This is a genomic window from Erythrobacter epiphyticus (assembly GCF_034653295.1).
In the GTDB taxonomy this organism is placed as follows: domain Bacteria; phylum Pseudomonadota; class Alphaproteobacteria; order Sphingomonadales; family Sphingomonadaceae; genus Erythrobacter.
This window is the reverse complement of sequence record NZ_JAYEEU010000007.1, coordinates 333,538-357,615: the sequence shown is the minus strand read 5'-3', so window position 1 is coordinate 357,615 and position 24,078 is coordinate 333,538. Positions and strand designations below refer to the sequence as shown.

Below are 24,078 nucleotides of genomic sequence, written 5' to 3'. Positions count from 1 at the left end.
TCACTTCTCCGAGACAGCATCAGCCGCTTGGGCCGGGCCGGTTGCATCGTCCTTGTCGCTTACCAGCAGGCTGCGGGCAAGGATAATGACAACGCCGATGGTAATCGCCGCATCCGCGACATTGAAGATGGCAAAGGGCCGATAATCGAGAACCTGGAAATCGACGAAGTCGACAACATAGCCAAGCGTCGCGCGATCGAAGATATTGCCGATTGCCCCGCCGAGAATCATCCCCAGCCCGAGAATATCGCCCAGCTTGGCCTCGCGCAGCAGCCACACCAGCACCACGATCGCGATAATGACAGTCATCGCCACCAGCAACCAGCGGGTGTCGGTGCTGGTCGCCTGGAGCATGCCATAGGAAATGCCGCGGTTCTCCATATAGGTCAGATCGAGAAACGGCAGCAGATCAATATGGCCGACACGGCGCAGCGCGAGCGGGCCGATCACAATCCATTTGGTGAGCTGATCCACCGCCGCAATCACCACGGCCAGCGCCAGCCCGATCAGCCGGTTGCGGGTGAACAGCGCACTCACGCGGCGGCCTGCTCCAACGCGCCGACCACCGTATCGCAGCGGCCGCACAAGGCGCCGTCGTCTGCCGCGACATCGGGCAGGTGACGCCAGCAACGCGCGCATTTGTGATGGGTGGTTTTGGTGACGCTCACGCTGCCCGCTTGCCCGCGCGTGACTGTCGCCGTGATGAACACCTCGGCCAGAGCCTCGTCGCTGACGCCTTCGGGCACGGCTTCGCCGGGCACCACGACCTCGGCCTCAAGGCTGGAGCGGATGGTCTTGTCGCGGCGCAGCGGCTCGATCGCCTCGTTGACGGAATCGCGCAGGGCACGCAGCGTATCCCACTTGCGTGCCAGATCATGGTCTTGCCAGCTGTCGGGTGCCGCGTCGATTTCGACGAGGTGGACGCTGTCGCTCTCGGGATAACGGCTCAGCCATACTTCTTCGGCCGTGAACACGAGAACCGGCGCAGCATAGCGGATCAGGCGCTCGAACAGGATGTCGAGCACCGTGCGATAGGCCATGCGCCGCGTGTCCGCCGGATCGTCGCAATAGAGACAATCCTTGCGGATATCGAAGAAGAAGGCCGAAAGGTCCTCGTTGCAGAACTCGGTCAGCGAGCGGACATATTCATTGAAGTCATAGGATGTGATGGCGCGGTGCAATGTCCCATCAAGCCGGAACAGCTTGTCGAGCACATAGCGTTCAAGCTCGGGCATCGCGGCGTAAGGGACGCGCTCTGCTTCGCTAAACCCGTCGAGCGCGCCGAGCAGATAGCGGAAGGTGTTGCGCAGCTTGCGATACTGATCGCCGACACCTTTGAGGATTTCATCGCCGATGCGGTGATCCTCGGTGAAATCGACACTCAGCGCCCACAGGCGGATAATGTCCGCGCCATATTCTTCCATCACCTTCAAGGGGCTGATGGTGTTGCCAAGGCTCTTCGACATCTTCTTGCCCTTGGCATCCATGGTGAAGCCGTGGGTGAGAATCTGGTCGTAAGGCGCGCGCCCGCGGGTCGCGCAGGATTGCAGCAGCGAGGACTGGAACCAGCCGCGATGCTGGTCAGAGCCTTCGAGGTAGAGGTTGGCAGGCCATTTGAGGTCCGGCCAGCGCCCGCTTTCGAGCACGAAGGCGTGGGTGCAGCCCGAATCGAACCACACGTCGAGAATGTCGGCGACCATCTCGAAATCGGCCGGATCGTAATCCGGGCCGAGGAAAGCGGCCTTGTTGGCGCTGTTCCACGCGTCCATGCCTTCGGCGTTGACCGCCGCGACGATGCGGGCGTTCACGGCAGCGTCTTGCAGGTAGGTGCCGTCAGGGCGGACAAACAAGGTGATCGGCACGCCCCAGGCGCGCTGGCGCGAGAGCACCCAATCGGGCCGCCCTTCGACCATCGCGCCGATGCGGTTGCGGCCCTTGTCCGGCGTGAACTGGACGCGCGCGATTTCGGACAGAGCGACATCACGGAGCGTCGAGCCCCTTCCCTGGAGGGAAGGAGTTGGGGATGGGTGTTCGGCGTTCACGGAGGGCGGACCCCCCACCCCCGACCCCTCCCCCTCGGGGAGGGGAGAAGGCGACGGCTTGTCCATCGGCACGAACCACTGCGGGGTGCAGCGGAAGATCACCTTGGCCTTGGACCGCCACGAATGCGGGTAGGAGTGGTGATAGTCCCCCGCGGAAAGCAGTGCGCCCGCTTCGCGCAGGTCCGAACAGATCGGGCCATCAGGCGCGTTGAAGGCATTGTTGATCACGGCGCGGCGGCGTTCCTTGCCTTCCGCATCGACATCGCCCGCGCCCAGCCACGGCCAATCGTCGCGGTAGCGCCCGTCGTCCATCACCGCAAAGACGGGATTGATCCCGTGCGCCCTGCACAGCTCGAAGTCGTCCTCGCCGTGATCGGGCGCCATGTGGACGAGGCCGGTGCCGCTATCGGTGGTGACGAAGTCGCCGGGGAGCAGCGGGCGGAGTGTCTCAAAGAAGCCCCCCAGTGCATGCATCGGGTGATGGGCGAGGGTGCCTGCGAGGTCTTTGCCTTTGCCACGCCAGATTGGCTCACCGACCAATTCGAAGCCGTCACCGAACGCCCTCATGCGCTCATTGAACTCGTTTTTCAGGGCTTCGTCGGCGGCAATCAGCACTTTCCGACGTTGGTGTTGGGGTGCCTGCACTGGAACCCCGTCAACACGCTCACGCGACGCCCAAGCCTCGTGAAGCACATACTCAACCTCCGGCCCATAGGCCAAAGCTTGGTTCACCGGGATCGTCCACGGCGTCGTCGTCCAGATCACCGCGTGGGCGCCGACCAGTTCGGGAATCGGACTCTCGACGATCTCGAACGCCACGTCGATCTGGGTCGAGACAATGTCCTCGTATTCGACCTCCGCCTCGGCCAGCGCGGTCTGTTCGACCGGGGACCACATCACCGGTTTTGAGCCGCGGTAGAGGTTCCCCGCCTCGGCCAGCTTGAGCAGCTCGGCGACGATCACCGCCTCGCTTTCCTTCTGCATGGTGAGATAGGGGTGATCCCAATCGCCCATGATGCCCAGACGCTTCAATTGGCTGCGTTGCACATCGACCCACTGCTGCGCATAGGCGCGGCACTCGTCGCGGAAGGCCTTGACCGCCGCCTCGTCGCGCGCAGCGCCGGTGAGGACGGGCTTGGCCTTTTTCTCCTTGCGATATTGCTCCTCGACCTTCCACTCGATGGGGAGGCCGTGGCAGTCCCAGCCGGGCACGTAAGGCGCATCGTGGCCCAGCAGGTTCTGGGTGCGGCAGACCATGTCCTTGAGGATGTGGTTCAGCGCGTGCCCGATATGCATGTCGCCATTGGCATAGGGCGGGCCATCGTGGAGGATGAACTTCTCGCGCCCGCGCCGCGCCGCGCGCAGCTTGTCGTAGAGCCCGATCTGCTCCCAGCGCGCGGCAATCCCCGGCTCCTTCTGGGGGAGGCCGGCCTTCATGGGGAAATCGGTCTTCGGCAGGAAGACGGTGTCCCGGTAATCGCGCGTGGTATCGTCGGTCATCGCACTTCACATTTCTGTTCGTGTCGAGCGAAGTCGAGACACTGCGGCGCGGGGTCTCTCGACTGCGGTTCTCGGCTGCGCTCGAACCTCCGCTCGAGACGAACGGGTTGGGTTCAGATTCCGCGCTGCCCTAATAGCCGCCGCGCCTCGGCGCAATCCTTGTCCATCTGCGCCATCAGTGCCTCAAGACTGTCAAACTTCGCCTCGCCGCGCAGATAGTGATGGAAGGCAACTTCGATTTCCTGCCCGTAAAGATCGCCGCTGAAGTCGAAGAAGTAGGGCTCGAGCAGCTCCTTGGGCGGCTCGAACTGCGGGCGGATGCCGATATTGGCGGCGCCATGCAGCACTTGCCCGGTGGCGAGGATGCGCCCCGTCACCGCGTAGATGCCGTATTTCGGGCGCAGGTAGTTTTCGATCGTGAGATTGGCGGTGGGATAGCCGATGGTGCGCCCGCGCTTGTCGCCATGCTCGACAATCCCGCGGATCGCGAAGGGACGGGTCAGCAGTTGCGCGGCCAGTTGCGGATCGCCTTCGCGCAAGGCCTGCCGGATGCGGCTGGAAGAGACGATTTCGGCCCCGTCCGCCACGGCTTCGACGACCCGCGATTGCAGGCCAAGTTCGCCGCCGAGGGTGCGCAGCAGATCGACATTGCCTTTCGCGCCTTTGCCAAAGGTGAAATCGCCACCTGTCACCACGCCATGCGCCCCGAAGCGCGCGATCAGGATGTCGGCGATGAAATCCTCGGCGCTGGTCCCGGCCAGCGCGGCATCGAAGTGGAACACCAGCATCGCGGTCGCCCCGGCGGCGAGGTAAAGTTCCTGCCGCTGTTCGAGCGTGGTCAAGCGGAAGGGCGGGGCATCGGGGCGGAAGAACCGCACCGGGTGCGGATCGAAGGTCGCGATGATCGAAGGGCGCCCTTCGGCCTGCGCCCAGCGGATGGCTTCACCAGCCACCGCCTGATGGCCGCGGTGGAACCCGTCAAAATTGCCAAGCGCGATCACCGCGCCGCGCAGCGCCTCGGGAACGGGATCGCGGTGATCGAGCCAGCGCATCAGGCTGTGCCTGCCTTGCGGAACGTCTGGAATGTGAAAGCGGGGTGCGCGCCTTGTGCGGGGTGATGCGTTTCGGCCTCCAGCCGCCAATCCGCTCCCGGGGCTTTCATGAAGGTATCACCGGGGTAATCGGCGTGGATCTGGGTCAGCTCGATGCGGGTCGCCAGCGGCCAGAACAGATCATAGATCGCCGCGCCGCCGATCACCGCGATTTCGCCGGAGTCATTGCCTTGGCTCGCCAGCGCAATCGCAGCGTTGACCGATCCGGCCAGTTCGGCGCCGTCCGCCTGCCAGTCATCGCGCTGCGAAAGCACGATATGGCGGCGACCGGGCAGCAGGCCGGGTAGGCTTTCAAAGGTCTTGCGGCCCATGATCATCGGTTTGCCGAGAGTCAGCGCCTTGAAGTGTTTGAGATCGGCCGGCAGGCGCCACGGCAGGTCGCCTTCATGGCCAATCGCGCCATTGGCGGCGCGGGCATAGATCAGCACGATATCCGGCGTCACGGCAGCGGATGCCCCACCCGGGTGACATGGCCCATCTTGCGGCCCTCGCGCGCCTCGCGCTTGCCATAGAGATGCAAGTGCGGCTCGCCCGGCTCGGCCAGGATCTGGTGCGCCGTCAGCGCCTCCGGCCCGACGATATTGCGCATGGCGATGCTGGCAAAGCGGGTCGCGGTGCTGCCAAGCGGCAGGCCGGCAATCGCGCGGATATGGTTCTCGAACTGGCTGGTGGCCGCGCCTTCGATCGTCCAGTGACCCGAATTGTGCACCCGCGGGGCCATTTCGTTGAACACCGGGCCATCCCGCGTGGCGAAGAATTCGAGCGTCAGCACCCCGACATAGCCCAGCGCCTCGGCCACCTTGGCGGCCAGCGCCCGCGCCTGCGGCACCTGCGCTTCGATCAGCGCACCGGCGGGCAAAGTCGACTGCGCGAGCATCCCGCCTTCGTGGTGGTTGGCGGTGGAATCCCAAAAGCGCACTTCCCCGCTGCGCGAGCGCACGAGAATGACCGAGAATTCCGCTTCGAACGCGACCATGCCTTCATAGATGCAGCGCTGGCCGGGCAGGCGCACGCCGGTCGCCTCATGGGCCGATCCGATGCGCCACTGGCCCTTGCCATCATAGCCTTCGCGCGCGGTCTTGAGGATGCCGGGCGTCCCGATCCGCTCGATCGCGCGGGCGAAATCCTCCTCGCTCTCCACGCGGGCGTGGGGCGCGGCGCGCCCGCCAAGCTGTTCGGCGAATTGCTTTTCCGCAAGCCGATCCTGGGCCACTTCCAGCGCGCGCGCCGGGCAGGCGAGCAAGGCCGCGGGCAGGGCGGCAATCGTGGCAAGCGGGACATTCTCGAATTCCCACGTCACCACATCGCAGGCGGCGGCAAATTCGCCCAGCGCCTTGTCATCAGACCAATCGGCTTCCCAGAACCAGCCGCTCACCTCGACGGCGACATTCTCGCCCGCCGGAGCAAAACCGGCCACGCGGTAGCCGAGCTGCACGGCCGCCATGGCGAGCATCCGGCCGAGCTGGCCGCCGCCGAGAATGCCGATGGTGGCGCCGGGTGCGAGCATCAATCCTCCGGCACTTCGGCCACGGCGGCGCTTTTCACCGCACGCCAATCCTGCAAGCGTTCGGACAAGTCCTTGTCGGCCAAGGCCAGGATCGCCGCTGCCAGCAGGCCGGCATTGCGCGCGCCCGCTTCGCCGATGGCCAGCGTGCCGACCGGGATCCCGGCGGGCATCTGCACGATCGACAGCAGGCTATCCATGCCCGACAGCGCCTTGGATTGCACCGGCACGCCCAGCACCGGCAGATGCGTCATGCTGGCGATCATGCCCGGCAGATGGGCCGCGCCGCCTGCGCCGGCGATGATAACGCCGAAGCCTTCGCCTTCTGCCCCTTTGGCAAAGGCGGCCATCCGATCCGGCGTGCGGTGGGCCGAAACGATGCGGGCATCATATTCGACCTCAAGCTCGTCAAGCACCTCGGCGGCGGCTTTCATGGTCGGCCAGTCAGACTGGCTGCCCATGACAATCGCGACGCGTTGCCCTTCGCTGGTGGCGGCTCCGGTGTCCATCAGGCGTCCTTCAGATAGTAGCGCTCACCCGGCTGCATGGCATCGTCAAAATCATAAATGATCGGCTGGCCGGTGGGAATCTCAAACGCGGTAATGTCTTCATCCGAGATGTTCGAGAGGTGTTTCACCAGCGCGCGCAGCGAATTGCCGTGGGCCGAGATGATGACCGTCTCGCCGCGCGCGAGCACCGGCAGGATATCGCTTTCCCAATAGGGCAGGACACGTTCGATCGTCAGCTTGAGGCTCTCGGTCGCCGGGACCGGGATACCCGCGTAACGCGGATCGGAGGCGAGATCGAACGCGCTGCCCGGCTCAAGCGGCGGCGGCGGCACATCAAAGCTGCGCCGCCAGATCAGCACCTGCTCATCGCCGTGCTTCTCGCGGGTTTCCTGCTTGTCGAGCCCGGTCAGCCCGCCATAGTGACGCTCGTTGAGCCGCCAATCCTTGATCACCGGGATCCACAAGCGGCCCGCTTCTTCGAGCGCGATGTTGAGCGTCTTGATCGCGCGGGTCTGCAAGCTGGTGAAGCCGATGGTCGGCAACACGCCCTTGGCCTTCATCAAGGCGCCTGCGGCCTTGGCTTCGGCGACGCCCTGTTCGGTCACATCGACATCCCACCAGCCGGTGAAGCGGTTTTCGAGATTCCACTGGCTCTGTCCGTGGCGGATGAGGATCAGTTTGGGCATGGTTCGGGAAGTCTCCGGCAAGGCGAGCCGCCGCGTTAGCTTTCGTCGGCGTGCTTGGGAAGCATTTGTGCAGGCGATTCGCTCTCTGCGCCGTTCAGGGCGCGGGCTTGCGCCTTGCGGTGGCGCAAATTCTCGCGCAGCCTGGCGGCGAGCCGCTCTTCGCGCGTAAGATTGTTGCTGGACTGTTCAGCCATACGAAACGCCTTGCCGTCAGCGCGCTTCGCTTGCAAGTCCGCTTGACATTGCCGCCGCGCGCGACAATAGCGCGCGCCTGTCCGGGCGCCACGATCTGTGCGCCCCCGGCGCTGCTGTAGCTCAGTGGTAGAGCGCACCCTTGGTAAGGGTGAGGTCGGGAGTTCAATCCTCCCCAGCAGCACCACCTTTTTCGGTGCATTCTCAATACACTGGCGATTTTCCTAGGGTTTTTGGCCGTCCAAGGTACAAAGGGACGGTACAAAGATGGGCATCGTAATGGTGGCACTCACCCGCAACAACTCTGGCCAATGGGCAGCCCGCAAGGTCATCCCTGCGGACATTCGTAGCGCATACGGCAAGCGCGAGGAAAAGAAGACTTGGCCTGCTGCGCTCTCGCAGGCGCAGGCGAAGGCCGAGTACGCCTCGTGGCTGACATTGATCGAAGAACGCATTGCCATGCTGCGGGCGATGGCAGACCAGACCCCAGTGGCTCTCTCGCAGCGCCAGACGCGCGCCCTTGCTGGCGAGTGGTACAAAGCCAAGAAGGCACAGCATGAAGAGAACCCAGGGCAGCCCGAGGGCTGGTGGTTCTCCCGTGATGAACTTGAGCCGGATGACAATGAGCAACGCGAAGCTGGCCGCATCCAGCCTACGGGGTGGCTGATCGAAGAGCGGGATGCCCTTTTGCTGACCAAGGGGCTGACGCTCACGCCTTCATCTGGTGAGGCACTCTTGCAGGAGATGGGCGATCTGTGGCTGTCTCTTTGCGCCCTCATGGAGCGGCGGGCGCAGGGTGACTATGGGCCAGACCCGTTGGCCGACACCTTGCCAGCCCTTGAGGCAGCCCCAGCGAAGACAGACACGGTCGCGGTCTCCATCACCCAGCTTTTCGAAGACTACGCCACCGCACGAAAGCCCAGCCCCCACACGGAGCGCAAGTGGCGCACGGCTGTCGCCAAGTTCGTCGCTCATATCGGCCATGACGATGCCACCAAGGTCACCCGTGCGGATGCCTCGGGGTGGTTTACTGCGCTTGTCGCTGGGGGTCTTACGGTGAAGACCGTGGCGATGACCTACAGGGCTGCCCTCTCGCGGGTCTTCAAGGTGGCCTATGATCGGGGGCAGCTGTCCGAGAACCCGTTTGCGAGGCTGGAGGTGATTGGCCCGAAGGTGGCCCAGACCCAGCGCAAGAGCCTCTCCGATGATGAGGCAATGATGATCCTAGCGGCGGCGCTCGGTGAGCAGCCGGCGGGCCTCAGTCCGACCCATGCACGGGCGCGGCGCTGGGTTCCGTGGGTCTGCGCCTACACTGGTGCGCGCGTGAATGAGATCACCCAGCTGCGGGCAATGGATATCCGACAGGTCGATGGTGTCTGGGTGATTCACATTCTCAAGACCAAGACGGACAAGGCCCGCATGGTGCCGCTCCACTCGCACCTCATCGAACAGGGCTTCCACAAACTAGGTAAGGCAGGCGATGCCACGCCGCTATTCTATGATCCCAACGGCATCCGGAAGGGCTCAGAAAGTCACCCGCTGCATGAGCAGATGGGCGGCAAGCTGGCCAAGTGGGTGCGCGGATTGGGGGTGACGGAGGTGGAGTCGCCAAATCATGGGTGGCGGCATCGCTTCAAGACCTTGGCTCGCAAGGTTGGCATGGACTCAGGGGCGCGGGATGCCATTCAGGGTCACGCTGCGAGAACCGAAGCGGAGAACTACGGGGAGTGGGATATGGAGACTCTCAGGGCTGAGTTGGAGAAGCTGGACAGGTACGCGACCTAGGGTCTGCCAAAGCGGCCTCTCAGACCCACGCATTTCTGCGGGTTTGAGGTACCCTTAGCGTACCGTGTCGCCAAGAGAGGTAGGGTAGGTAGGGTACCCGCCAAAACGGGACGCTAACGGCCCTCAGACGAAGCTGTAAACACCAGCCGTTCCGACCAGCAAGACGGCGATGAGAACCCCCATGCATCCGCCCTTGGGGCTGTCCCCAGCGAATGCTCCAGTGGCATCCCGCTCTCTTCCCATCGCTGCCAGCTTGCCCCGCCGTGACCGCTCCTGCTGTTCATCAAGGGGCTTGGCGGGGGGCAGCGGCTTGCCGTCCCAAGCGATGGCGATCTTGACCCCGTAGGAGGTGTACCCCTTCACCCCGCCCCTGAGTTCGTGAACGTGAGCGGCATACGGCCTGCCCTCATCCAGAGCGGGGGCGATGGTGGCGGCATCCTCCCTCGGCAGAAATCCTATGTCCCTCCCCTCCCACAGCACTGCCACCGCGTTCGGGTCGTAGGGATTCTCCGGCTGGCGCTGGAGCGTGACCGCGTCAGCGGGGTCGACCCTAGCGAGGAGGTGCTGGCGCGGGGTACCGTCCGCCGCGTTCTTGGACTCGCCGACTATGTCGAAGAGCCTCTTGCGTGTGGGTGCTGCCATGTGGACAACCTAGCGGATATCCCAAGGGCGGCAAGGGGATGATGGCAGGGATGCCCCAAGGGGATGCGCACAGGGCTGGGCTGCTGTGCCGGATCGAAAAAAATCAGACCACCACGCGCAAAGCATCGCGAGTGTGTTAGGCGGATAATACACCTACCCAAGGCGGGCCAGCACGTTGGCCACCCCTGAGGCAAACCATCGGCCACCCCTGCGGGTCTGAATGTGGCGGGCATTGAGTTCAGCCGCGATGCCCCCCAGCGAGGTCACCCCGCTCGCCTGAATGTCGGCGATTACAGGGGCGAGGTCTTGGGCGTAGCTATCGGCCCCAGCCTTCAACTGCTCCACCGCAGCGGCGTTGCCCTTGCCAGCCCTGCGGAGAGCCTCAGCGCCATTCGGATTGCCCAGCTTGCGGCCTGCCGCTTTGGCAGCCGCTAGGGCCTCCTTGGTGCGCTTGCTGATGGCCTTCCGCTCGGCTTGGGCCACGGCTGCCATGATGTGGACGGTGAGTTCGTTGGCCTCGGGCATGTCCGCTGCCACGAACTTGGCCCCGCTGTCCTGCAAGGCAGAGAGGAAGGCCACAGAGCGGCTCAGGCGGTCTAGCTTGGCGACCACTAGGGTTGCCCCTGTGACTTTCGCTTGGTGCAGCGCAGCGGCCAGCTGAGGGCGGTTGTCGTTCTTCCCGCTCTCGATCTCGGTGCGCTCTGCGATCACCTCCCAGCCACGGCTCTGGCAGAGTGCCAGGACGGCTTGGCGCTGGGCCTCAAGGCCAAGACCGGACTGCCCCTGACGGAGTGTGGAGACGCGGTAGTAGGCAACAACACGGCACATGATCTTCTCCATACAGAAACGCGCATCGGGCGTAAGGCGATTCTGTACGGACTGAGATGGGGCTGGGCAATGGGCTGCCCAACGGCTCGCCGCAGTTCGGACTCGGTTGGACTCAAAGCAGGCCGATGCGTACCCGTTGGCATTTTTAATGGCTGGGCAGGGGAGATACCCGACAGGCCTCACAGCAAGGAGAGTGCAATGTCGATTGTCTTCTACCCGTCCAACCTCAGCCCGTATCCCTCGGCCAGCCCGATGGCAGCCCGCAGGGTTGACCCCAAGGACTACCCCCAGTGGGATGGGCTGGTGATCAAGCTGGGGCCTGTCGCCTTCTCGGTGAACTGGCGGCGGCCCTGATTGGGTGAAGAGGGAAGGAGGCCCGTCAATGCGGCGAGCCTCCCCCTTTGCCGCCAAGGCACCCCCCATGGGGGAAACTGGCGCGTCCCGATCTATCAATACCCCATCGGATTTTTCCGTGAGATATTTCGGGGGCAGTGTCAGCGAGGGCGGCGGCGCTGGCGTTCGAAGACAGCGATGGCCCTGCGAGGGTCGCGGGAGCGCAAGGCGAAGTTGGCGAAGAGATCACGCTCTGCCGCAGACAGTGTGCGGGCGTAGTTGGCTGCGGGGAACTTATCCATGGGCAGTCCCCTGGCCAATCTTCAGGGCAGCCTTGAAGGCTCCGTGAAGGTCGCCCAGCAGGGCTTGCAGGCGGGCATCGGATGCCTGCCGCTCGCCGAGCTCTTGCTCGATCCGTTCAATGATCAGGGAACCGTCAGCCGCTGGTGTGGTGGTCTCGGTCATGGTCTTTTCCATTCTCTGGAGGGGCAGGCGTGGGGAGGGCGGGAAGGCAGACCCTCGGTCTGCAAAAGTGGCCTCTCAGACCCACGCATTTCTGCGGGTTTCGGCGGTGCTTAACGTCCCGTGTCGCCAAGGGCGGTAGGTCAGGTAGGGTACCCGCCAAAACGGGACGCTAAGGGGCATCACGTGGCGCGCTTCTCGCGCTGCCTCTGGCGATCCTGCCAGCGTTTCTCTTCGACTGCCGCAGGGCTGCGCGTGGCGAAGCCTTGAATGCCGTCAGACCTCAGAGCCTCGGTGAACTCATCGCGGCTGATATAGCCCCAGCCCTTGCGATTGAACTGGAAGGACAGTTCGTCGAGCGCGTGTTCGAACGGGACGGTGAGGGCATAGACAGGCACGGGCTTACCGCCAGTGATGGGGCCGACATAGCCCGCGACCAGCAAGGCCTTGGTGATGACGGTGAATCCCGCAGGGCCGGCAGCTGGGCCGCCCGTTGGGGCAGTCCCTCGGTTGGCCTTCTTGCGGCAGGCAGGGGAGCAGTAGAGTGATGAGTTGCGCTGCGAGCGGTAGGTTGCCCCGCATTGGGTGCAAATACGCTCACGGCCAGCGCGGGCCGGTGTTGTGTTGGGAGAGGTCATGTTCCTTTCGGGGTTGGTCATGTGATGGAGGTAGATGGCCCCGCCCGCACATGACCAAACAGGCGGGGCCGAAGCTGAGACGCTCGCGACTGCGCTCAGGGAAACAGGGGCGGGGGAGGTAACCAGTGCGGCGCGTAGGCAGCCAGTGCTTGGATATCCTCCCACAGCGCGGGGAGGTCACCCCCGCCATGGGCGGGAACTCGGAAGGGTTCGACGATCATGACAGGGAGACTCCTATGGGTTGGCCTTACGGCAGCGCCAGCGCGGCGATGGCCGTGATGGCAGTGATGGTCTGCGAGATGGCCAGCATGGCGATGGTGACCACCAGTGCAGCGTCAGACAGACGGGGCAGCTGGGCCATCACCAGCCCTTGCAGCGGATGACGCGACCCTTGGCTCGCAGTTCTTGCTCAAGTTCGGCGGCGCTGATCCGGTCTTGCTCGGCTTGGCGCACGGCAGGGGCGGCTTGCTCCCGCCATGCCCGTTCGGACAGACGGGCCTGACCGACAAGGCTGAACTCAAGACCACGGGCCTCCAGCGTCATCTGTTTGCGCGCTTCCTCGCCGTAGACGTAGAGGGGCTTTCCGTCGCGGTCGTAGCCACGGATCTCATCGCGGGCGGCGATAACGCGATCGTGCTCGGCTTTGAGCCGCATCAGTTGGGTGTTGTGTGCCGACTGCGCTGCTCGGACTGCGATCTCTTCGCGGCTGAACATCGACTCGCCGTTGATGCGGCGGTCTACGACTTCGCCATCGGTGCCGTACTGGATGGATTCTGAGTAAGGCTTGTTGACCTTGATCCGGTAGCCATCCTTCTCGGCTTCTTGCAGGATGGCCTCTTGGCGGCCTGCCAGTTCCTTATCGCGGGCGAAGGTCTCGGCGTTCGGCTTCAGCGAGTCGGGGAGTTCGGTGTGGTTCATTGTGGTGTTGGCTTTCATGGGGGGACGGGTGGCCGTCAGGCGGCCTTGGCGGTGGGTTCCCAGACTGCCTCTGGGGCAGCCTCGGGAACGTCATCGGGTTCACCCTGCCAGCCATAGGCCTCCTCGTAGGACGGCGGTGGCGGCGCAGTGAACGCGATCTCGGTGATCCCCGCAGGGAGATCGTAACGGCGGAAGCCGTTGGGGAGTTCGGTAAGGGTGGCGCGGATGGGGCAGCGGCGCACAGCGCGGATGACCCTGAGCCGTTCCCGCTGCGCGTAGTTCAGCGGCAGGCCATGCGACCCGAGGAGGGTGACCTCGTAGCGGAAGGCCCAGCGGAGACCCAAGGACGGGTCGCGGGGTGGGGGCAGGGTCTGAATCTGGTAGACCTCTTGCGCTGACAGGAGACGAGTGCCGACTTTCAGCCAGCCGATGCTGTCCTGACGACGGGGGCTAAGTCCATCGTCACCCTTCCACCTGTCGGCGGTGGTTGCTTCTCGCAGATGATGAGGGTGGACACACTTGGGGTTGCCGCAGCGGCGGACTAGCTGGGATTTCTTGTCCAGCTTCTTTTCGTGACCGGCCAACCACGAAAGGCGGGCGGCTTGTGTGGTGCCGTACTCAGCGGCGATAGCCTTTGAGACCCGACCAGTTCCCTCCTTTGCCAGACCCGCCGTCCACTCAAGGCAGCCCGTGGCAGCGTCATACTCGGTGTTCTCGGTGAGGTACTTGGCCAGTTCACGGTACTTCCCCTTTGGGAAGACGTAGGGCGTTGCGTGAGGGTTCACGTTGGGATGACTCCTTGCAGGGACAGCCCCGCCGTGGGGCATCCCTTGGGGGGTCAGGTGATGATGGGGATGACGGGGACAGCAGGGCTGGGGGAAGTACTGAGTAGCAGTATGGAGTAGCAGTACTGCTATTCTCTCTACTACCTTCCCTACCATGACAGTCCTAGGAACGCCTTAGTGTCAGTCCTAGGGGTAGTACTACTACCCCCCTTACCCCCCATTCTGGGTGGTCGTCTCTCAGCGCAGCCGCTGGGGCGGTCGTGTGGTCTGACGTAAGGAGGCCTTCGGGTTGTTTGTGCTATAGGGCAACCTTGGTGATCCCCTCAGCATCCGGTCGGAGGTGCTATAGGAAGATGTTGGTGATCCCCTCGGCATCCGGTTCCGGTGCTATAGGGCAACCTTTGTGATCCCTTCTAGGGACTCCAGTGACTTACCCTGCCATCGCAAAGGTGCCTTACGGCGGGCCTTCGGGTTGTTTGTGCTATAGGGTGGGTTTAGTGATCCCTTCTAGGGACTCCAGTGACTTACCCTGCCATCGCAAAGGTGCCTCACGGCTGGCCTTCGGGTTGTTTGTGCTATAGGGGGACTTTGGTGATCCCCTCTAGGGATTCCAGTGACTTACCTTGCCATCTTCATAATGACCATGGCGGAGGATGAAGGCGCAGCGAGCCTGCGTGAGGGCGGGCCTTCGGGGTTCTCCTGCTATAGGTGGCCTTTTGGGGATCACCCTCCGGCGTCCAAGGGCTTGCCAGCGGTACAAGGCTCAGGTACAAAAGGCCATCGGCAACGCGGCCAGAAACCGCAGAAATCCGCCATTTTTGAGGCTGGCATAGGGCTTTCAATCCTCCCCAGCAGCACCATTCCCGCACATCGTCGGGAATCGCAGGTGCGCCCCGGCGATCAGGCCGAGACGCGCGCGATCCAATCATCCACCCGCCGCTCGAGAATCGAGAGCGGTTGCGATCCGCTCGCGATCAGCAGATCGTGGAAACCCTTGATGTCGAACTTGTCGCCCAGCTTGGCTTCCGCCCGCGCGCGCAGCTCCATGATCTTGAGCATCCCGATCTTGTAGCCCGTCGCCTGCCCCGGCAGTGTGATGTAACGCCGCACTTCCGAGCGCGAGCGCTCGATCGGCTGGCGTCCGGTGGTGTTCATATAGGCCACCGCCTCGTCCTCGCTCCAGCCCATGGCGTGAAGCCCGGTGTCGACCACCAGCCGCGCAGCGCGGAACAGTTCGGCATCGAGCCGCATGAAATCCGCCGCGATATCGGGAAAGGCGTTCATTTCCTTGCACAGCGCCTCGGCATAGAGCGCCCAGCCCTCGCCAAAGGCGACATAGCCGGTGACGGCGCGGAACTTCGGCCCGCCCTGCTGGCGGACTTGGATATCGCCCTGCATGTTATGGCCCGGCACCGCTTCGTGGCACATCAGCGTGTACATCGTCGCGGGATCGGGCACCGTGCCGACAAGGTGAACGTAGGTGCGCGCCGGGCGCTTGCCATCAGGGCTGGGGGCCGAGGCATGGGCCGCGCCGCCGGCAACTTCGGAGAAGGCGGGCTCGCGCACCACTTCGATCCCGTAGGCCGGAAGCGTGCCAAAATAGGGGGCGAGGAGGCTGCGCGTGTGCGCGACAAAGGCGTTGGCGGTATCGAGATACTGCTTGCGCGCGGCGTCATCATAGGGGCGCGGCGGATAGAGCTTGGCCCGCTCGGCATAGAAGGCGTGACGATCGGCAAGGCCGGCCTGCTTTGCCAGCGCATCCTGCTCGGCTTCGATCCGCGCGACTTCGGCACGGCCGACCGCGTGGATTTCGGCGGCGGTCATGTCGGTGGTGGTGACGAGCTTGAGCTCGTTTTCGTAATAGGCAAGCCCATCGGGCAGGGTCAGCGCGCCGACCTTGCCGCTCGGCGCGGTGGGGAGGCTCGCTTCGGCCCACTGGATCACGCGGGCATAGGCAGGCTGGAGCGCAAGCACCGCTTCGCGCGCCTCGGCGAGCAGGGTATCGGCCTCGCCCTGCGCGAGCTTGCCGCTGGTCACGAGCGCGGCGGTTTTGGCCTTCACATCGGCCCACAGCGCGGCATCCGGGCCGTCTCCAAAGGGCGCGCCCGAGGTCAGCTGCTTGCTGCCCGCGATGATGGTCTCGATCTGGAAGCGCGGCGGGTTGATCCCGGCGGCCTGGCTCGCCCGGGTGCGTTCAATCGCCAGATCAAGCACGGCGGGCATCCCCCTGAGGCGGGCGATGTAGTTCTTGAGATCGGTAACGTCCTGCACAGTGTGGGTGTTGATCAGGAAATCAGGCAACTGGCTGTGCGCTGAATAGAGCCGCGAATAGAACGGCGGGCGATAGAGGCGGTTGCTAAAGGACAATTCGGCCCGCTCGGCTTCGAGCGCCCAGATGTCGAGATTGACCTGCGCTTCGGGCGAAAGCCTGGCGCGGTCAAACTGGGCCTTCATCCTGGCGGCACTGGCCTTGCGCCACGCCACTTCGGCGCGGGCGGCTGCGTCGCTGATGTCGTTCCATTTGTCGCCGCCCTCCTTGATGCCAAGCCGGGTCGCCAGTTGCGGCTGCGTCCCGAGCCACGTGGCGAATTCGCCGTCGAGAAACGCCGTGAGGCGCGCATCCTCAGCCGCGGGTGTGGCGGCGGCTGCGTTGGCCGCCGGGGCGGGGCCTTGCGCAAGGGCTGGTGTGGCGGGAAGTGAAAGCACCGCGACCATGGCGGCAAGGCTGGCAAGCGAGGTGTGTTTCATCGGACTTCTCTTTCGCGCGTGAAGGACATGGCGCTGCAAGCTTTGGCGGCTTGCGGCGTCAGGTCAAGCGTGCGGGGCTTTTCAGCCTTGCGGGGCGAGGCGGGCGGCTTCGCGGAAGGTGACGAGCCGCCGGCTATCCTCATCCCACAGTGCCAGCTTGAGCGGGCTGATCGTCTGGCGCATCGTGAAGCGGTTGAGGCTGCGCAGCTCGGGATGCGCATCGAGCACCCGCGACAGGCGATAGAACGGGATGCGGCTGGCGAGGTGGTGCACGTGGTGGATCCCGATATTCGCCGTGAACCAACGCAGCGGCTGGGGCAGATCGAGATAGGTGCTGCCGTGCAGGGCCGCCTCGTGGAACGACCAATCCTGGCCCGCGTCCCAATGGGCGGTTTCGAACTGGTGCTGGATGTAGAACAGCCACACGCCCATCGAGGCCGCGAACAGCAGGCTCGGGATCACGACCAGCGCGGTGGTGGCCGCGCCAAAGGCGAACACCAGCATGGCCAGGATCACCGCCGTTGCAAGATTGGTCGCGAGTGCGCTGATCCAGTAGACCATGCCCTGCCCCATCAGGCCCACCGGCAGGCGGTGGCGCAGCAGGAACAGGTAGGCCGGGCCAATTCCGAGCAGCACCGCCGGATGGCGATAGGCGCGGTAGAACGCCCGCTTGAGTGGGCTTGCTGCGTAATATTCACGGATCGTCAGCGTATCGACATCGCCGAACCCGCGCGCATCGAGATTGCCGGTATTGGCATGATGCAGCGTGTGCGACCGGCGCCAGCAATCATAGGGGGTGAAAGTCAGCACCCCAAGCGCCCGGCCGATCCAGTCATTGCCGTTGCGCTTGGCAAGAAACGCGCCGTGGCCGCAATCGTGCTGGATGATGAAGGTGCGCAGCAACAACAGCCCGGCCAGCGGAACCAGCGACAGAGCGATCCAGTAGCCAGCATCGAGTGCGAACAGCATGCCCAGCATCACGGCGAAAAACGGGACAATGGTGATGGCCAGCTCCCAGATGCTCCGCCCGGTATGGGGTGTGGCAAAGGGCTTGAGCGCGGAGACCAGCGCACGGGGTTCCAGCACAGCGGCGCGTCCGCCGTCTGCGGAGAGGGTATCGGACATCAAATCCCTTTTCAAAAACGCAAACTTCCCAATCCCGCTGCAAGCATCCGTGGCAAAGCGGTCACCATCCCTTGCGGGCAGGGTGGGTGCTCGGCGGATGGTATCGGAGAGACATGACGATCATGTTGAGCATGGCAACATGGGCCGGTGACGCTCCGCTTGCAGATTTGCGCTCTTCATCCATGGAGGCCTGTTTCGACGCAAGCATTAAATGTGAGGCTCCGCAGGAATACATAGCTGCGAAGGTGGCAGGCGGATTATGTGCTGTCACCCCTGCCGCCCTGCATTGTCGGCACACGCCGTCGATGGGCTGTCATCTGCGGCAATAATCGGCTTCGCTGGCGGCGGGCCGGAAGACCGGCGCGGCAATCTGCCGGATATCGGGCGGGGCCGCGCCGCGCGCGATTGCCAGCGCCTGATCGGCGGCGAATTGCCCGTCAGACCCGCATAACAGGATATCGGGCATCACCGGCCCTTCGGTCGGTTCACCCGAAACATCGACGAACTGCGCGGAAGGGGAGGCGAAGATCAACTGGCTCTGCGGCAGGCGGAAAAACGCGATCTCGCCGAGCTCGGTCGTGGGGTTCCCCGTCGGCGCGCCGACCAGGCGACCGAGCGCGAAGACCTGCACCGCGCGGGCGAGCTGGGTGGCGGATGATCCGGTGTTCTGATCGATCAGCACTGTGATGTTCGCGGCGGGCAGGATAGGTTTGAGGACAGGGCGGACCGCCCCGCCGATCAGACGGGTTTCGCCAAGCGGGATGCTGTCGAGCACGGCCACGCCCTCCGTGCCGAGGATCGCGCGTCGCCATGGCCCAAGCCGCAGCATGGGCGGGACAAAACCGGCGAGCCCGTCCTCATAGGCTTGCGAGTGCTTCCACCGCTTGCCGCCGCTCGTCGGCACGGGCGCTCCTGCCAGCATGGCCAGCAGACGGGCGGACAGGCGGCCCGAGCCGCCGGGATTGCCGCGCAGGTCAAGGATCAGGCGAGTGATACGACCTTGGCTGATGCCTGCCTCAAGCGCGGCGACTAGGCTGTTCCACGGTTCCTCGAAGCGCTGGTCCAGCCGTTCGATCACGAGGCGTGCGGTGCCGTGTTCCATATGAAGTGAAAATGGCGCTGCCGCTGCTTGCGCCGAGGCAGCGCCTTGCGCGCGGCCTGCCAGCGGGTGGCTTCGCGGCGTCATGGGTGTACCCGCGAAGCTTTCCTGCGTGCCATCGGTAAAGGTGATCCGGAAGGGCGCATCAATACCCCACAGCCAGAGCATATCCGCCCCGCGCTCGCGCACCCGTTCGGGCAGGCGCAGGGGATTGCCTTGTCCGTAGCTTATCCGCACCCACGCCATGAAGTCGCGGGCCGGCCGATCATTGATCGTGCTGACCGCGCGCCCATCAATCAGCAAGGTGTCATCGCCCGTCATGGCTATGGCGCGATCCAGCTGACGCCCGCCCTGCGCAGCCGCCGCGTTCCAGTTCTCGAAGGGAAACAGCACATAGATATGCGAGGAACGATAGGCTCCGGCCCGCGCCATCACGGCAGCGGCGACCTGTCGCCGCGAAGCTTGCGGAGGGAGCTGCGCGGCCAGCATCGCCCGGTCTTCCGCGCTTGTCGCCTCTTCCGGCAGGGCTGTGCCATCAGGCACCGTGGCCCGCACGGTATCATCAATCGCCCGCAGATCTTCGAGCACGGCGCTGCGATCAAAAGTCCCCGCGACGGTCTGTTCGGGGGCGTCGAGCATGATCGGCCCGCGGATGCCCTGCGCCGCCGCACAGCCTGCCAGCGCCCATGCGCCTATTCCTGCAACCAGATATCTTGCGCCAACAGCCATGGTGCCTCCCTCACCTCGATCAGGCGATCAGGTAGGGAGGAGCAGCGCTGCCCGTCTTGCAGAAAAACGACATCGCCGCAGCCGCGTGCGTGATCCGCTCCGGGGGTGAACCCGCACCATTGCCGGTACATCGTGGTGAAGTAGGACTGCTCGCCAAAGCCGTGATCCAGCGCAATCTCGGCGAGGGGCTTGGCGCCATCGAGCACCTCGCGCCGCGCCGCCACCAGACGTTGCAAGCGGTGTGTGGCGATCATCGTCAGGCCGGTTGCCGCGCGGGCGCGGCGCTGGTGTTGCCGCAAAGAGAGGCCGCCGGGGCGGGCCGGCATCGGGTCGTCCGCACTGGGTGCTGTCTCCTCTGCCCGGCAGAGGGCCATGGCCAGCTGCTGCGAAATCCCCTTCAGACGCGCGCTCAGCTGCGGCAAGATCACGCCATGGCTGGTGAGCGTGCGGCTCGACAGCGGCACCACCGCAACCGGGCCATTCGCCCACACCCGGCACAGCGTGGCCAGCGTATGGGCGCCCGCAAGCACCGGCCCGTCGAGCCGCATTTCGCCCGGCCGCTGGAAGGACGCGGTGACGCCGGGTAGGGGGATAAAGGCCTGAACGCTGCCATGCGGGATCACCGAAAACACCGGGCCATCGGCGGTGTGGCGATCGGGTCGCAACATCATTATGCGTGTCATGGCGGCGGCGACCTCGCTGGCCCGCAGACATGCATGCGGGGCCTCGGGATGATAACCGCCTGTATTTGCGATGCCAATCCCCTCAGGCGCGGGCAACGACGTCGGCGCCCTCGGCGGCGAACAGCTTGAGCGCTTGCAGCCCGAGGCCATGCGCCCCGCCGTTCATGATGACCTTCTTGCCCTTCAGTCCCAGATCCATGGCGCGCCTCTCCCTGGCAAGTTGTTGTGGCTGCAAGGGATAGCCCAGCACGTGGGCAGGGCGAATCGTCAATTTTGTGGGGGTTGGGCCAAGGGCCGAGCCGAGGCCACCCTTGCGACTGCATCATTGCGAATGACTCCTGATAGCATTAGTATTGACTCTCATTCGCAATAAAGGCAGATGTGCCCCACAACCTTCAGAGGAAATCGGACGTGTCTTCCCTCCCGCGCGCCGTGCAGGCGCGATCATCCCACCTTGCCCTAGCCCTTCTGCTTGCGGCTGCTTTGCCGCTCACCCCTGCTGTCGCAGCGCCAAATGCGGCTGCGGCGGCTGGTGCAGACAATGACGCCGCTGAAGAGCCGCGCGAGACCGGGCGGATTGTCGTCACCGCCACGCGCGCGCCGCGGGTGCAGGAAGAGGTGCCGGCCACCGTTACCGTGATCACCGACGAAGACATCGCCGATCAGCTCGCCACCGACATCAAGGATCTGGTGCGTTTTGAACCGGGTGTTTCGGTCCGCCGGGCGCCAGCGCGCTTCGGCGCAGCCATCGGCTCGACCGGGCGCGCCCGCAACGAAGGCTTCACGATTCGCGGCATCGGCGGCAACCGGGTGCTGGTTCAGGTCGATGGTATCCGCGCCCCGCAAGGCTTCAGCTTCGGGCCGCAGGACGCCGGGCGCGGCGGCTTTGCCGATGTCAGCCTTGTCAAATCCGTCGAGATCCTGCGCGGCCCCGCCTCGGCGCTCTATGGCAGCGACGGGCTTGCGGGTGCGGTCAGCTTTGTCACTGCTGATCCGGTGGATCTGATCAAGGGTGCGGATGTCGGAGGATTCGTGACCTCGCAATATGCGAGCGATGATCAGGAATTCGCGCAGACCGCGACGCTCGCCGGGCAGAGCGGCGATCTCTCGGCGATGGTGGCCTACACCCGCCGTGATTTTGCCGAGCTTGCCAATCGCGGCACCAACGATGGGACAGGGCCCACCCGCACCGCGCCCAATCCGCAGGAGGGCCAGAGCAACGCCGTGCTGGGCAAGCTGGTGTGGGACAAGGGGGCGCATCGCCTGCGCCTGACCGGCGAATGGCTTGACGCCGTGGTTGAAACCGATGTGCTCACCGGGCTTGGCCCGGCCTTTACCTTTGGTCCGCGGCCGGTGTGGACGGTCGATGCGCTGACCGCGCGCGATACCAACAGCCGGGTGCGGGCCTCGCTCGACTGGACCTATGACGGCAATCGCGATGATGCGATCGAATATGCTTTCCTGTCGGCTTTCTGGCAGGACACCCAAGATGGCCAATTCGCCTTCGAAGAGCGCACCACGCTCACCCCAACCCCGGCGCCGGATCGTGAGCGGCTCAACACCTTCGACAACCGCCTCTATGGGGTCACGGGCGAGGTGCGTTCGTCGTTCGCGCTTGGCGGGATCAGGAACCGCCTTGCGCTTGGCGGCGATGTCAGTTGGACCCGGCAGGAAGGGCTGCGCGATGGCACTTTCCCCGGTCGCGGGGAAAGCTTTCCCACACGGGCCTTCCCGGTGACCGATTTCACCCTCGGCGGGCTGTTTCTTTCTAATGAGATCACCCTGTTCGATGGCGCGCTGACCCTGTTCCCGGCGCTGCGGTTCGATTTCTACGATCTCAACCCGATGGACGATCCCCTGCTCACGAGCTTTCGCCCGGCGGCACAAAGCGACAGCCGCCTCAGTCCGAAGTTCGGCGCGACGGTGAAGCTTGCGCCCGATGTGGTGCTATTCGGCAATTATGCCCAGGGTTTTCTGGCCCCGACTCCGTCGCAGGTGAACAACTTCTTCGAGTTTATCGCCGGGGGATATACCTCGATCCCCAATCCCGCTCTGCGCCCCGAGACCAGCGAAAGTTTTGAGGCCGGCGCGCGCTATGTCGGCGACATCTTCTCGCTGCAAGTCACCGGCTTTCGCGGGGACTATGACAATTTCATCAGCCAGCAGGTGGTGCGCGGCGGGTTCACGCCCCAGAACCCGGCGATCTTCCAATTTGTGAACTTTGCCGCGGCGCGGATCGAAGGCTTCGAAGCACGCGGCGAGATGACGCTCCCGAGCGGCTGGAACGCGCGGCTGGCGATGGCCTATGCCAATGGCGATACGGTCGATCTGGCGGGCAGGCGCGTGCCGCTCGACACCATCGACCCCTTCAACATCGTGGCGAGCCTCGGTTACCGGGCACCTTCGGGCCGCTTTGGTGCCGAACTGATCCTCACGCACAATGCCCGCAAGGAAAAGGGCGAGCTTGAGCGCGATTCCGTGACCGGCGCCGATCTGTTCGTGCGGCCCGACGCGTCCACCGTGTTCGATCTGACCGCGTTTCTCGCGGTGACAGACCGGCTCAAACTGCGCGCCGGGATCTTCAACCTCACCAATGCAACCTATGCGCTGTGGTCGGATGTGCGCGGCCTGCGGATGCAGGATGCGGCGATTGCCGATGCCTTTACCCGACCGGGTCGCAACGCGAGCATTTCAGCCTCTTATCGCTTTTAAGTCTCACTTGCATAAACATCAGGAAAGGAGCTCTTGCAATGCCACGCTTATCCCGTCTGATCCTTGGCGCTAGCCTTGCTGCGCTGACGCTGGCCGCCGCACCGGCACCGGCTTGGGCCGATGATCCGATCATCCGCGATGCCGCCGCGCACAAGGCCGCTTTCGAGGCCGACCGCCAGACCATCCTTGCCATGGCGGGCGATTTCAAGGTCACCTTCGACATGCAGGAATCCACCCCGTGGATGGAAGGCTACACCCCGCTCGAACGCAAGGTTTCGGGCGGTTACGAATCCGTCCGCGTGATCGAGGACACCGGCACGCGGATCGTGCTGCAACACCTGCTGGTGACGGGCGATCAGGCCAATCCCTATGTCGTCAAGCATTGGCGGCAGGATTGGCAGTATGAACCTAAGGAAGTGCTGGCCTACAAGGGCGGCGAGGTCTGGGAAATGACCGCGGTGCCCGAAAACCTGCGCGCCGGGCGCTGGTCGCAGACGGTCTATCAGGTCGATGACAGCCCACGCTATGCCGCGTGGGGCGCCTGGGACGATACGCAGGGCATCAAGCGCTGGCGTTCAAGCTGGACCGCGCGCCCGCTGGCCCGCCGCGATGCGATCCGTAACCCCGTTTATGATCGCTATGTCGGGATCAACCGCCACCAGTTGACGCCCAAGGGCTGGATCCACTGGCAGGACAACACCAAGATGATGCCGGCCAAGGACGGCAGCGGCAAGCTGGTGCCGGTGGTGCAGGAATATGTCCTCAACACCTACGAGCGGTTTGATGGCTATAACGTGCAGGCTGCCGAGGATTATTGGGCGAAAACCGCACCCTATTGGGAAGCCGTGCGCGCCAAATGGGCCGAAGTTGCCGCTGCGCAGGGCGGTATCCGCATTGCGCAGGAAGCCCGCGCCGGGACGCAGATCGCTGATGAGCTGCTGATCCTTGCCGATCTGATCAAGGACGGCAAAACCGGGGTGGCGGAAGCCAGCGCCAAGGCGGTTGCCATGATCGCTGAGGGCACAGCGCAAAAGGGCGGTTGACCG

22 protein-coding genes and 1 tRNA gene are annotated in these 24,078 nt (G+C 64.4%); 5 read left to right on the top strand and 18 right to left on the bottom strand.

Features of this window, described 5'->3' with window-relative positions; all coding sequences use genetic code 11:
- The 8 genes from lspA to SOQ14_RS07135 form a co-directional block, all read right to left on the bottom strand.
- On the bottom strand, nucleotides 1-537 hold the full coding sequence (gene lspA, locus SOQ14_RS07170; protein WP_322897373.1) for a signal peptidase II: 537 nt from the start codon (nucleotides 535-537) through the stop codon (nucleotides 1-3).
- Nucleotides 534-3,542 (bottom strand): isoleucine--tRNA ligase, encoded by a 3,009-nt coding sequence (gene ileS / locus SOQ14_RS07165; RefSeq protein ID WP_322897372.1) that lies wholly within the window; start codon nucleotides 3,540-3,542, stop codon nucleotides 534-536. Before ileS ends, lspA begins: the two co-directional genes overlap by 4 nt.
- A 113-nt stretch (nucleotides 3,543-3,655) precedes the next feature.
- Nucleotides 3,656-4,594 carry a bifunctional riboflavin kinase/FAD synthetase gene (locus SOQ14_RS07160; RefSeq protein WP_322897371.1) on the bottom strand — a complete coding sequence of 313 codons (939 nt, stop codon included), beginning with the start codon at nucleotides 4,592-4,594 and terminating at the stop codon, nucleotides 3,656-3,658.
- Entirely contained in the window at nucleotides 4,594-5,097 is a 504-nt protein-coding gene (locus SOQ14_RS07155) for a dihydrofolate reductase (RefSeq protein WP_322897370.1), read from the bottom strand. Before SOQ14_RS07155 ends, SOQ14_RS07160 begins: the two co-directional genes overlap by 1 nt.
- Nucleotides 5,094-6,161: a 5-(carboxyamino)imidazole ribonucleotide synthase gene (locus tag SOQ14_RS07150; RefSeq protein WP_322897369.1), complete on the bottom strand. Its 1,068-nt coding sequence runs from the start codon at nucleotides 6,159-6,161 to the stop codon at nucleotides 5,094-5,096. The genes SOQ14_RS07155 and SOQ14_RS07150 overlap by 4 nt, the downstream gene beginning before the upstream one ends.
- On the bottom strand, nucleotides 6,161-6,667 hold the full coding sequence (purE, locus tag SOQ14_RS07145) for a 5-(carboxyamino)imidazole ribonucleotide mutase (protein ID WP_322897368.1): 507 nt from the start codon (nucleotides 6,665-6,667) through the stop codon (nucleotides 6,161-6,163). Before purE ends, SOQ14_RS07150 begins: the two co-directional genes overlap by 1 nt.
- Nucleotides 6,667-7,353 carry a 2,3-diphosphoglycerate-dependent phosphoglycerate mutase gene (gpmA, locus tag SOQ14_RS07140; protein WP_322897367.1) on the bottom strand — a complete coding sequence of 229 codons (687 nt, stop codon included), beginning with the start codon at nucleotides 7,351-7,353 and terminating at the stop codon, nucleotides 6,667-6,669. Before gpmA ends, purE begins: the two co-directional genes overlap by 1 nt.
- Nucleotides 7,354-7,388: 35 nt before the next feature.
- Nucleotides 7,389-7,547 (bottom strand): hypothetical protein, encoded by a 159-nt coding sequence (locus tag SOQ14_RS07135; RefSeq protein ID WP_322897366.1) that lies wholly within the window; start codon nucleotides 7,545-7,547, stop codon nucleotides 7,389-7,391.
- A 110-nt stretch (nucleotides 7,548-7,657) separates the two neighbouring features.
- On the opposite strand from SOQ14_RS07135, the gene SOQ14_RS07130 reads away from it, so the two are divergent.
- Nucleotides 7,658-7,732 (top strand) — tRNA-Thr (locus SOQ14_RS07130).
- Nucleotides 7,733-7,824: 92 nt separating this feature from the next.
- Complete coding sequence (locus SOQ14_RS07125; RefSeq protein WP_322897365.1) at nucleotides 7,825-9,330, top strand: tyrosine-type recombinase/integrase; 1,506 nt, start codon at nucleotides 7,825-7,827, stop codon at nucleotides 9,328-9,330.
- A gap of 123 nt (nucleotides 9,331-9,453) precedes the next feature.
- Here SOQ14_RS07125 and SOQ14_RS07120 read toward each other — a convergent pair whose 3' ends face one another.
- On the bottom strand, nucleotides 9,454-9,972 hold the full coding sequence (locus SOQ14_RS07120) for an HIRAN domain-containing protein (protein WP_322897364.1): 519 nt from the start codon (nucleotides 9,970-9,972) through the stop codon (nucleotides 9,454-9,456).
- Between the two features lie 153 nt (nucleotides 9,973-10,125).
- Complete coding sequence (locus SOQ14_RS07115) at nucleotides 10,126-10,800, bottom strand: recombinase family protein (protein ID WP_322897363.1); 675 nt, start codon at nucleotides 10,798-10,800, stop codon at nucleotides 10,126-10,128.
- A gap of 198 nt (nucleotides 10,801-10,998) precedes the next feature.
- On the opposite strand from SOQ14_RS07115, the gene SOQ14_RS07110 reads away from it, so the two are divergent.
- Complete coding sequence (locus SOQ14_RS07110; RefSeq protein WP_322897362.1) at nucleotides 10,999-11,154, top strand: hypothetical protein; 156 nt, start codon at nucleotides 10,999-11,001, stop codon at nucleotides 11,152-11,154.
- 273 nt (nucleotides 11,155-11,427) lie between these two features.
- Here the strand turns inward: SOQ14_RS07110 and SOQ14_RS07105 are convergent, their stop codons facing one another.
- The 8 genes from SOQ14_RS07105 to SOQ14_RS07070 form a co-directional block, all read right to left on the bottom strand.
- On the bottom strand, nucleotides 11,428-11,598 hold the full coding sequence (locus tag SOQ14_RS07105; protein ID WP_322897361.1) for a hypothetical protein: 171 nt from the start codon (nucleotides 11,596-11,598) through the stop codon (nucleotides 11,428-11,430).
- Nucleotides 11,599-11,777: 179 nt separating this feature from the next.
- Nucleotides 11,778-12,233 carry a hypothetical protein gene (locus tag SOQ14_RS07100; RefSeq protein WP_322897360.1) on the bottom strand — a complete coding sequence of 152 codons (456 nt, stop codon included), beginning with the start codon at nucleotides 12,231-12,233 and terminating at the stop codon, nucleotides 11,778-11,780.
- Between the two features lie 360 nt (nucleotides 12,234-12,593).
- On the bottom strand, nucleotides 12,594-13,169 hold the full coding sequence (locus tag SOQ14_RS07095; protein WP_322897359.1) for a hypothetical protein: 576 nt from the start codon (nucleotides 13,167-13,169) through the stop codon (nucleotides 12,594-12,596).
- Between the two features lie 17 nt (nucleotides 13,170-13,186).
- Entirely contained in the window at nucleotides 13,187-13,936 is a 750-nt protein-coding gene (locus SOQ14_RS07090; RefSeq protein WP_322897358.1) for a hypothetical protein, read from the bottom strand.
- Nucleotides 13,937-14,836: 900 nt separating this feature from the next.
- Nucleotides 14,837-16,684 (bottom strand): DUF885 domain-containing protein, encoded by a 1,848-nt coding sequence (locus SOQ14_RS07085; RefSeq protein ID WP_322897356.1) that lies wholly within the window; start codon nucleotides 16,682-16,684, stop codon nucleotides 14,837-14,839.
- Nucleotides 16,685-16,765: 81 nt separating this feature from the next.
- Entirely contained in the window at nucleotides 16,766-17,809 is a 1,044-nt protein-coding gene (locus SOQ14_RS07080; RefSeq protein ID WP_322897355.1) for a fatty acid desaturase, read from the bottom strand.
- Nucleotides 17,810-18,122: 313 nt separating this feature from the next.
- Nucleotides 18,123-19,637 carry a S41 family peptidase gene (locus SOQ14_RS07075; protein ID WP_322897354.1) on the bottom strand — a complete coding sequence of 505 codons (1,515 nt, stop codon included), beginning with the start codon at nucleotides 19,635-19,637 and terminating at the stop codon, nucleotides 18,123-18,125.
- The gene (locus SOQ14_RS07070; protein WP_322897353.1) at nucleotides 19,601-20,308 is read right to left on the bottom strand and encodes a helix-turn-helix transcriptional regulator; all 708 of its coding nucleotides are present in this window, start codon (nucleotides 20,306-20,308) and stop codon (nucleotides 19,601-19,603) included. The genes SOQ14_RS07075 and SOQ14_RS07070 overlap by 37 nt, the downstream gene beginning before the upstream one ends.
- Nucleotides 20,309-20,731: 423 nt before the next feature.
- Here SOQ14_RS07070 and SOQ14_RS07065 point away from each other — a divergent pair, with 423 nt between their 5' ends.
- Together SOQ14_RS07065 and SOQ14_RS07060 are read left to right on the top strand one after the other, a co-directional pair.
- Nucleotides 20,732-23,032, top strand: coding sequence for a TonB-dependent hemoglobin/transferrin/lactoferrin family receptor (locus SOQ14_RS07065; protein ID WP_322897352.1), 2,301 nt, complete (start codon nucleotides 20,732-20,734; stop codon nucleotides 23,030-23,032).
- A gap of 38 nt (nucleotides 23,033-23,070) precedes the next feature.
- A complete protein-coding gene (locus tag SOQ14_RS07060) occupies nucleotides 23,071-24,075 on the top strand; it encodes a DUF6607 family protein (protein ID WP_322897351.1) in 1,005 nt (334 codons plus the stop codon).
- Nucleotides 24,076-24,078: the final 3 nt, after the last annotated feature.

What these genes read in the sequence shown, in the direction of transcription:
- SOQ14_RS07160 (WP_322897371.1), bottom strand. Translation starts at nt 4,594, where the DNA reads ATGCGCTGGCTCGATCACCGCGATCCCGTTCCCGAGGCGCTGCGCGGC.
- ileS (WP_322897372.1), bottom strand. Translation starts at nt 3,542, where the DNA reads ATGACCGACGATACCACGCGCGATTACCGGGACACCGTCTTCCTGCCG.
- SOQ14_RS07125 (WP_322897365.1), top strand. Translation starts at nt 7,825, where the DNA reads ATGGTGGCACTCACCCGCAACAACTCTGGCCAATGGGCAGCCCGCAAG.
- SOQ14_RS07135 (WP_322897366.1), bottom strand. Translation starts at nt 7,547, where the DNA reads ATGGCTGAACAGTCCAGCAACAATCTTACGCGCGAAGAGCGGCTCGCC.
- SOQ14_RS07080 (WP_322897355.1), bottom strand. Translation starts at nt 17,809, where the DNA reads ATGTCCGATACCCTCTCCGCAGACGGCGGACGCGCCGCTGTGCTGGAA.
- SOQ14_RS07075 (WP_322897354.1), bottom strand. Translation starts at nt 19,637, where the DNA reads ATGGCTGTTGGCGCAAGATATCTGGTTGCAGGAATAGGCGCATGGGCG.
- SOQ14_RS07060 (WP_322897351.1), top strand. Translation starts at nt 23,071, where the DNA reads ATGCCACGCTTATCCCGTCTGATCCTTGGCGCTAGCCTTGCTGCGCTG.
- SOQ14_RS07105 (WP_322897361.1), bottom strand. Translation starts at nt 11,598, where the DNA reads ATGACCGAGACCACCACACCAGCGGCTGACGGTTCCCTGATCATTGAA.
- SOQ14_RS07085 (WP_322897356.1), bottom strand. Translation starts at nt 16,684, where the DNA reads ATGAAACACACCTCGCTTGCCAGCCTTGCCGCCATGGTCGCGGTGCTT.
- SOQ14_RS07110 (WP_322897362.1), top strand. Translation starts at nt 10,999, where the DNA reads ATGTCGATTGTCTTCTACCCGTCCAACCTCAGCCCGTATCCCTCGGCC.
- SOQ14_RS07120 (WP_322897364.1), bottom strand. Translation starts at nt 9,972, where the DNA reads ATGGCAGCACCCACACGCAAGAGGCTCTTCGACATAGTCGGCGAGTCC.
- SOQ14_RS07115 (WP_322897363.1), bottom strand. Translation starts at nt 10,800, where the DNA reads ATGTGCCGTGTTGTTGCCTACTACCGCGTCTCCACACTCCGTCAGGGG.
- SOQ14_RS07100 (WP_322897360.1), bottom strand. Translation starts at nt 12,233, where the DNA reads ATGACCTCTCCCAACACAACACCGGCCCGCGCTGGCCGTGAGCGTATT.
- gpmA (WP_322897367.1), bottom strand. Translation starts at nt 7,353, where the DNA reads ATGCCCAAACTGATCCTCATCCGCCACGGACAGAGCCAGTGGAATCTC.
- purE (WP_322897368.1), bottom strand. Translation starts at nt 6,667, where the DNA reads ATGGACACCGGAGCCGCCACCAGCGAAGGGCAACGCGTCGCGATTGTC.
- SOQ14_RS07070 (WP_322897353.1), bottom strand. Translation starts at nt 20,308, where the DNA reads ATGATGTTGCGACCCGATCGCCACACCGCCGATGGCCCGGTGTTTTCG.
- SOQ14_RS07150 (WP_322897369.1), bottom strand. Translation starts at nt 6,161, where the DNA reads ATGCTCGCACCCGGCGCCACCATCGGCATTCTCGGCGGCGGCCAGCTC.
- SOQ14_RS07095 (WP_322897359.1), bottom strand. Translation starts at nt 13,169, where the DNA reads ATGAAAGCCAACACCACAATGAACCACACCGAACTCCCCGACTCGCTG.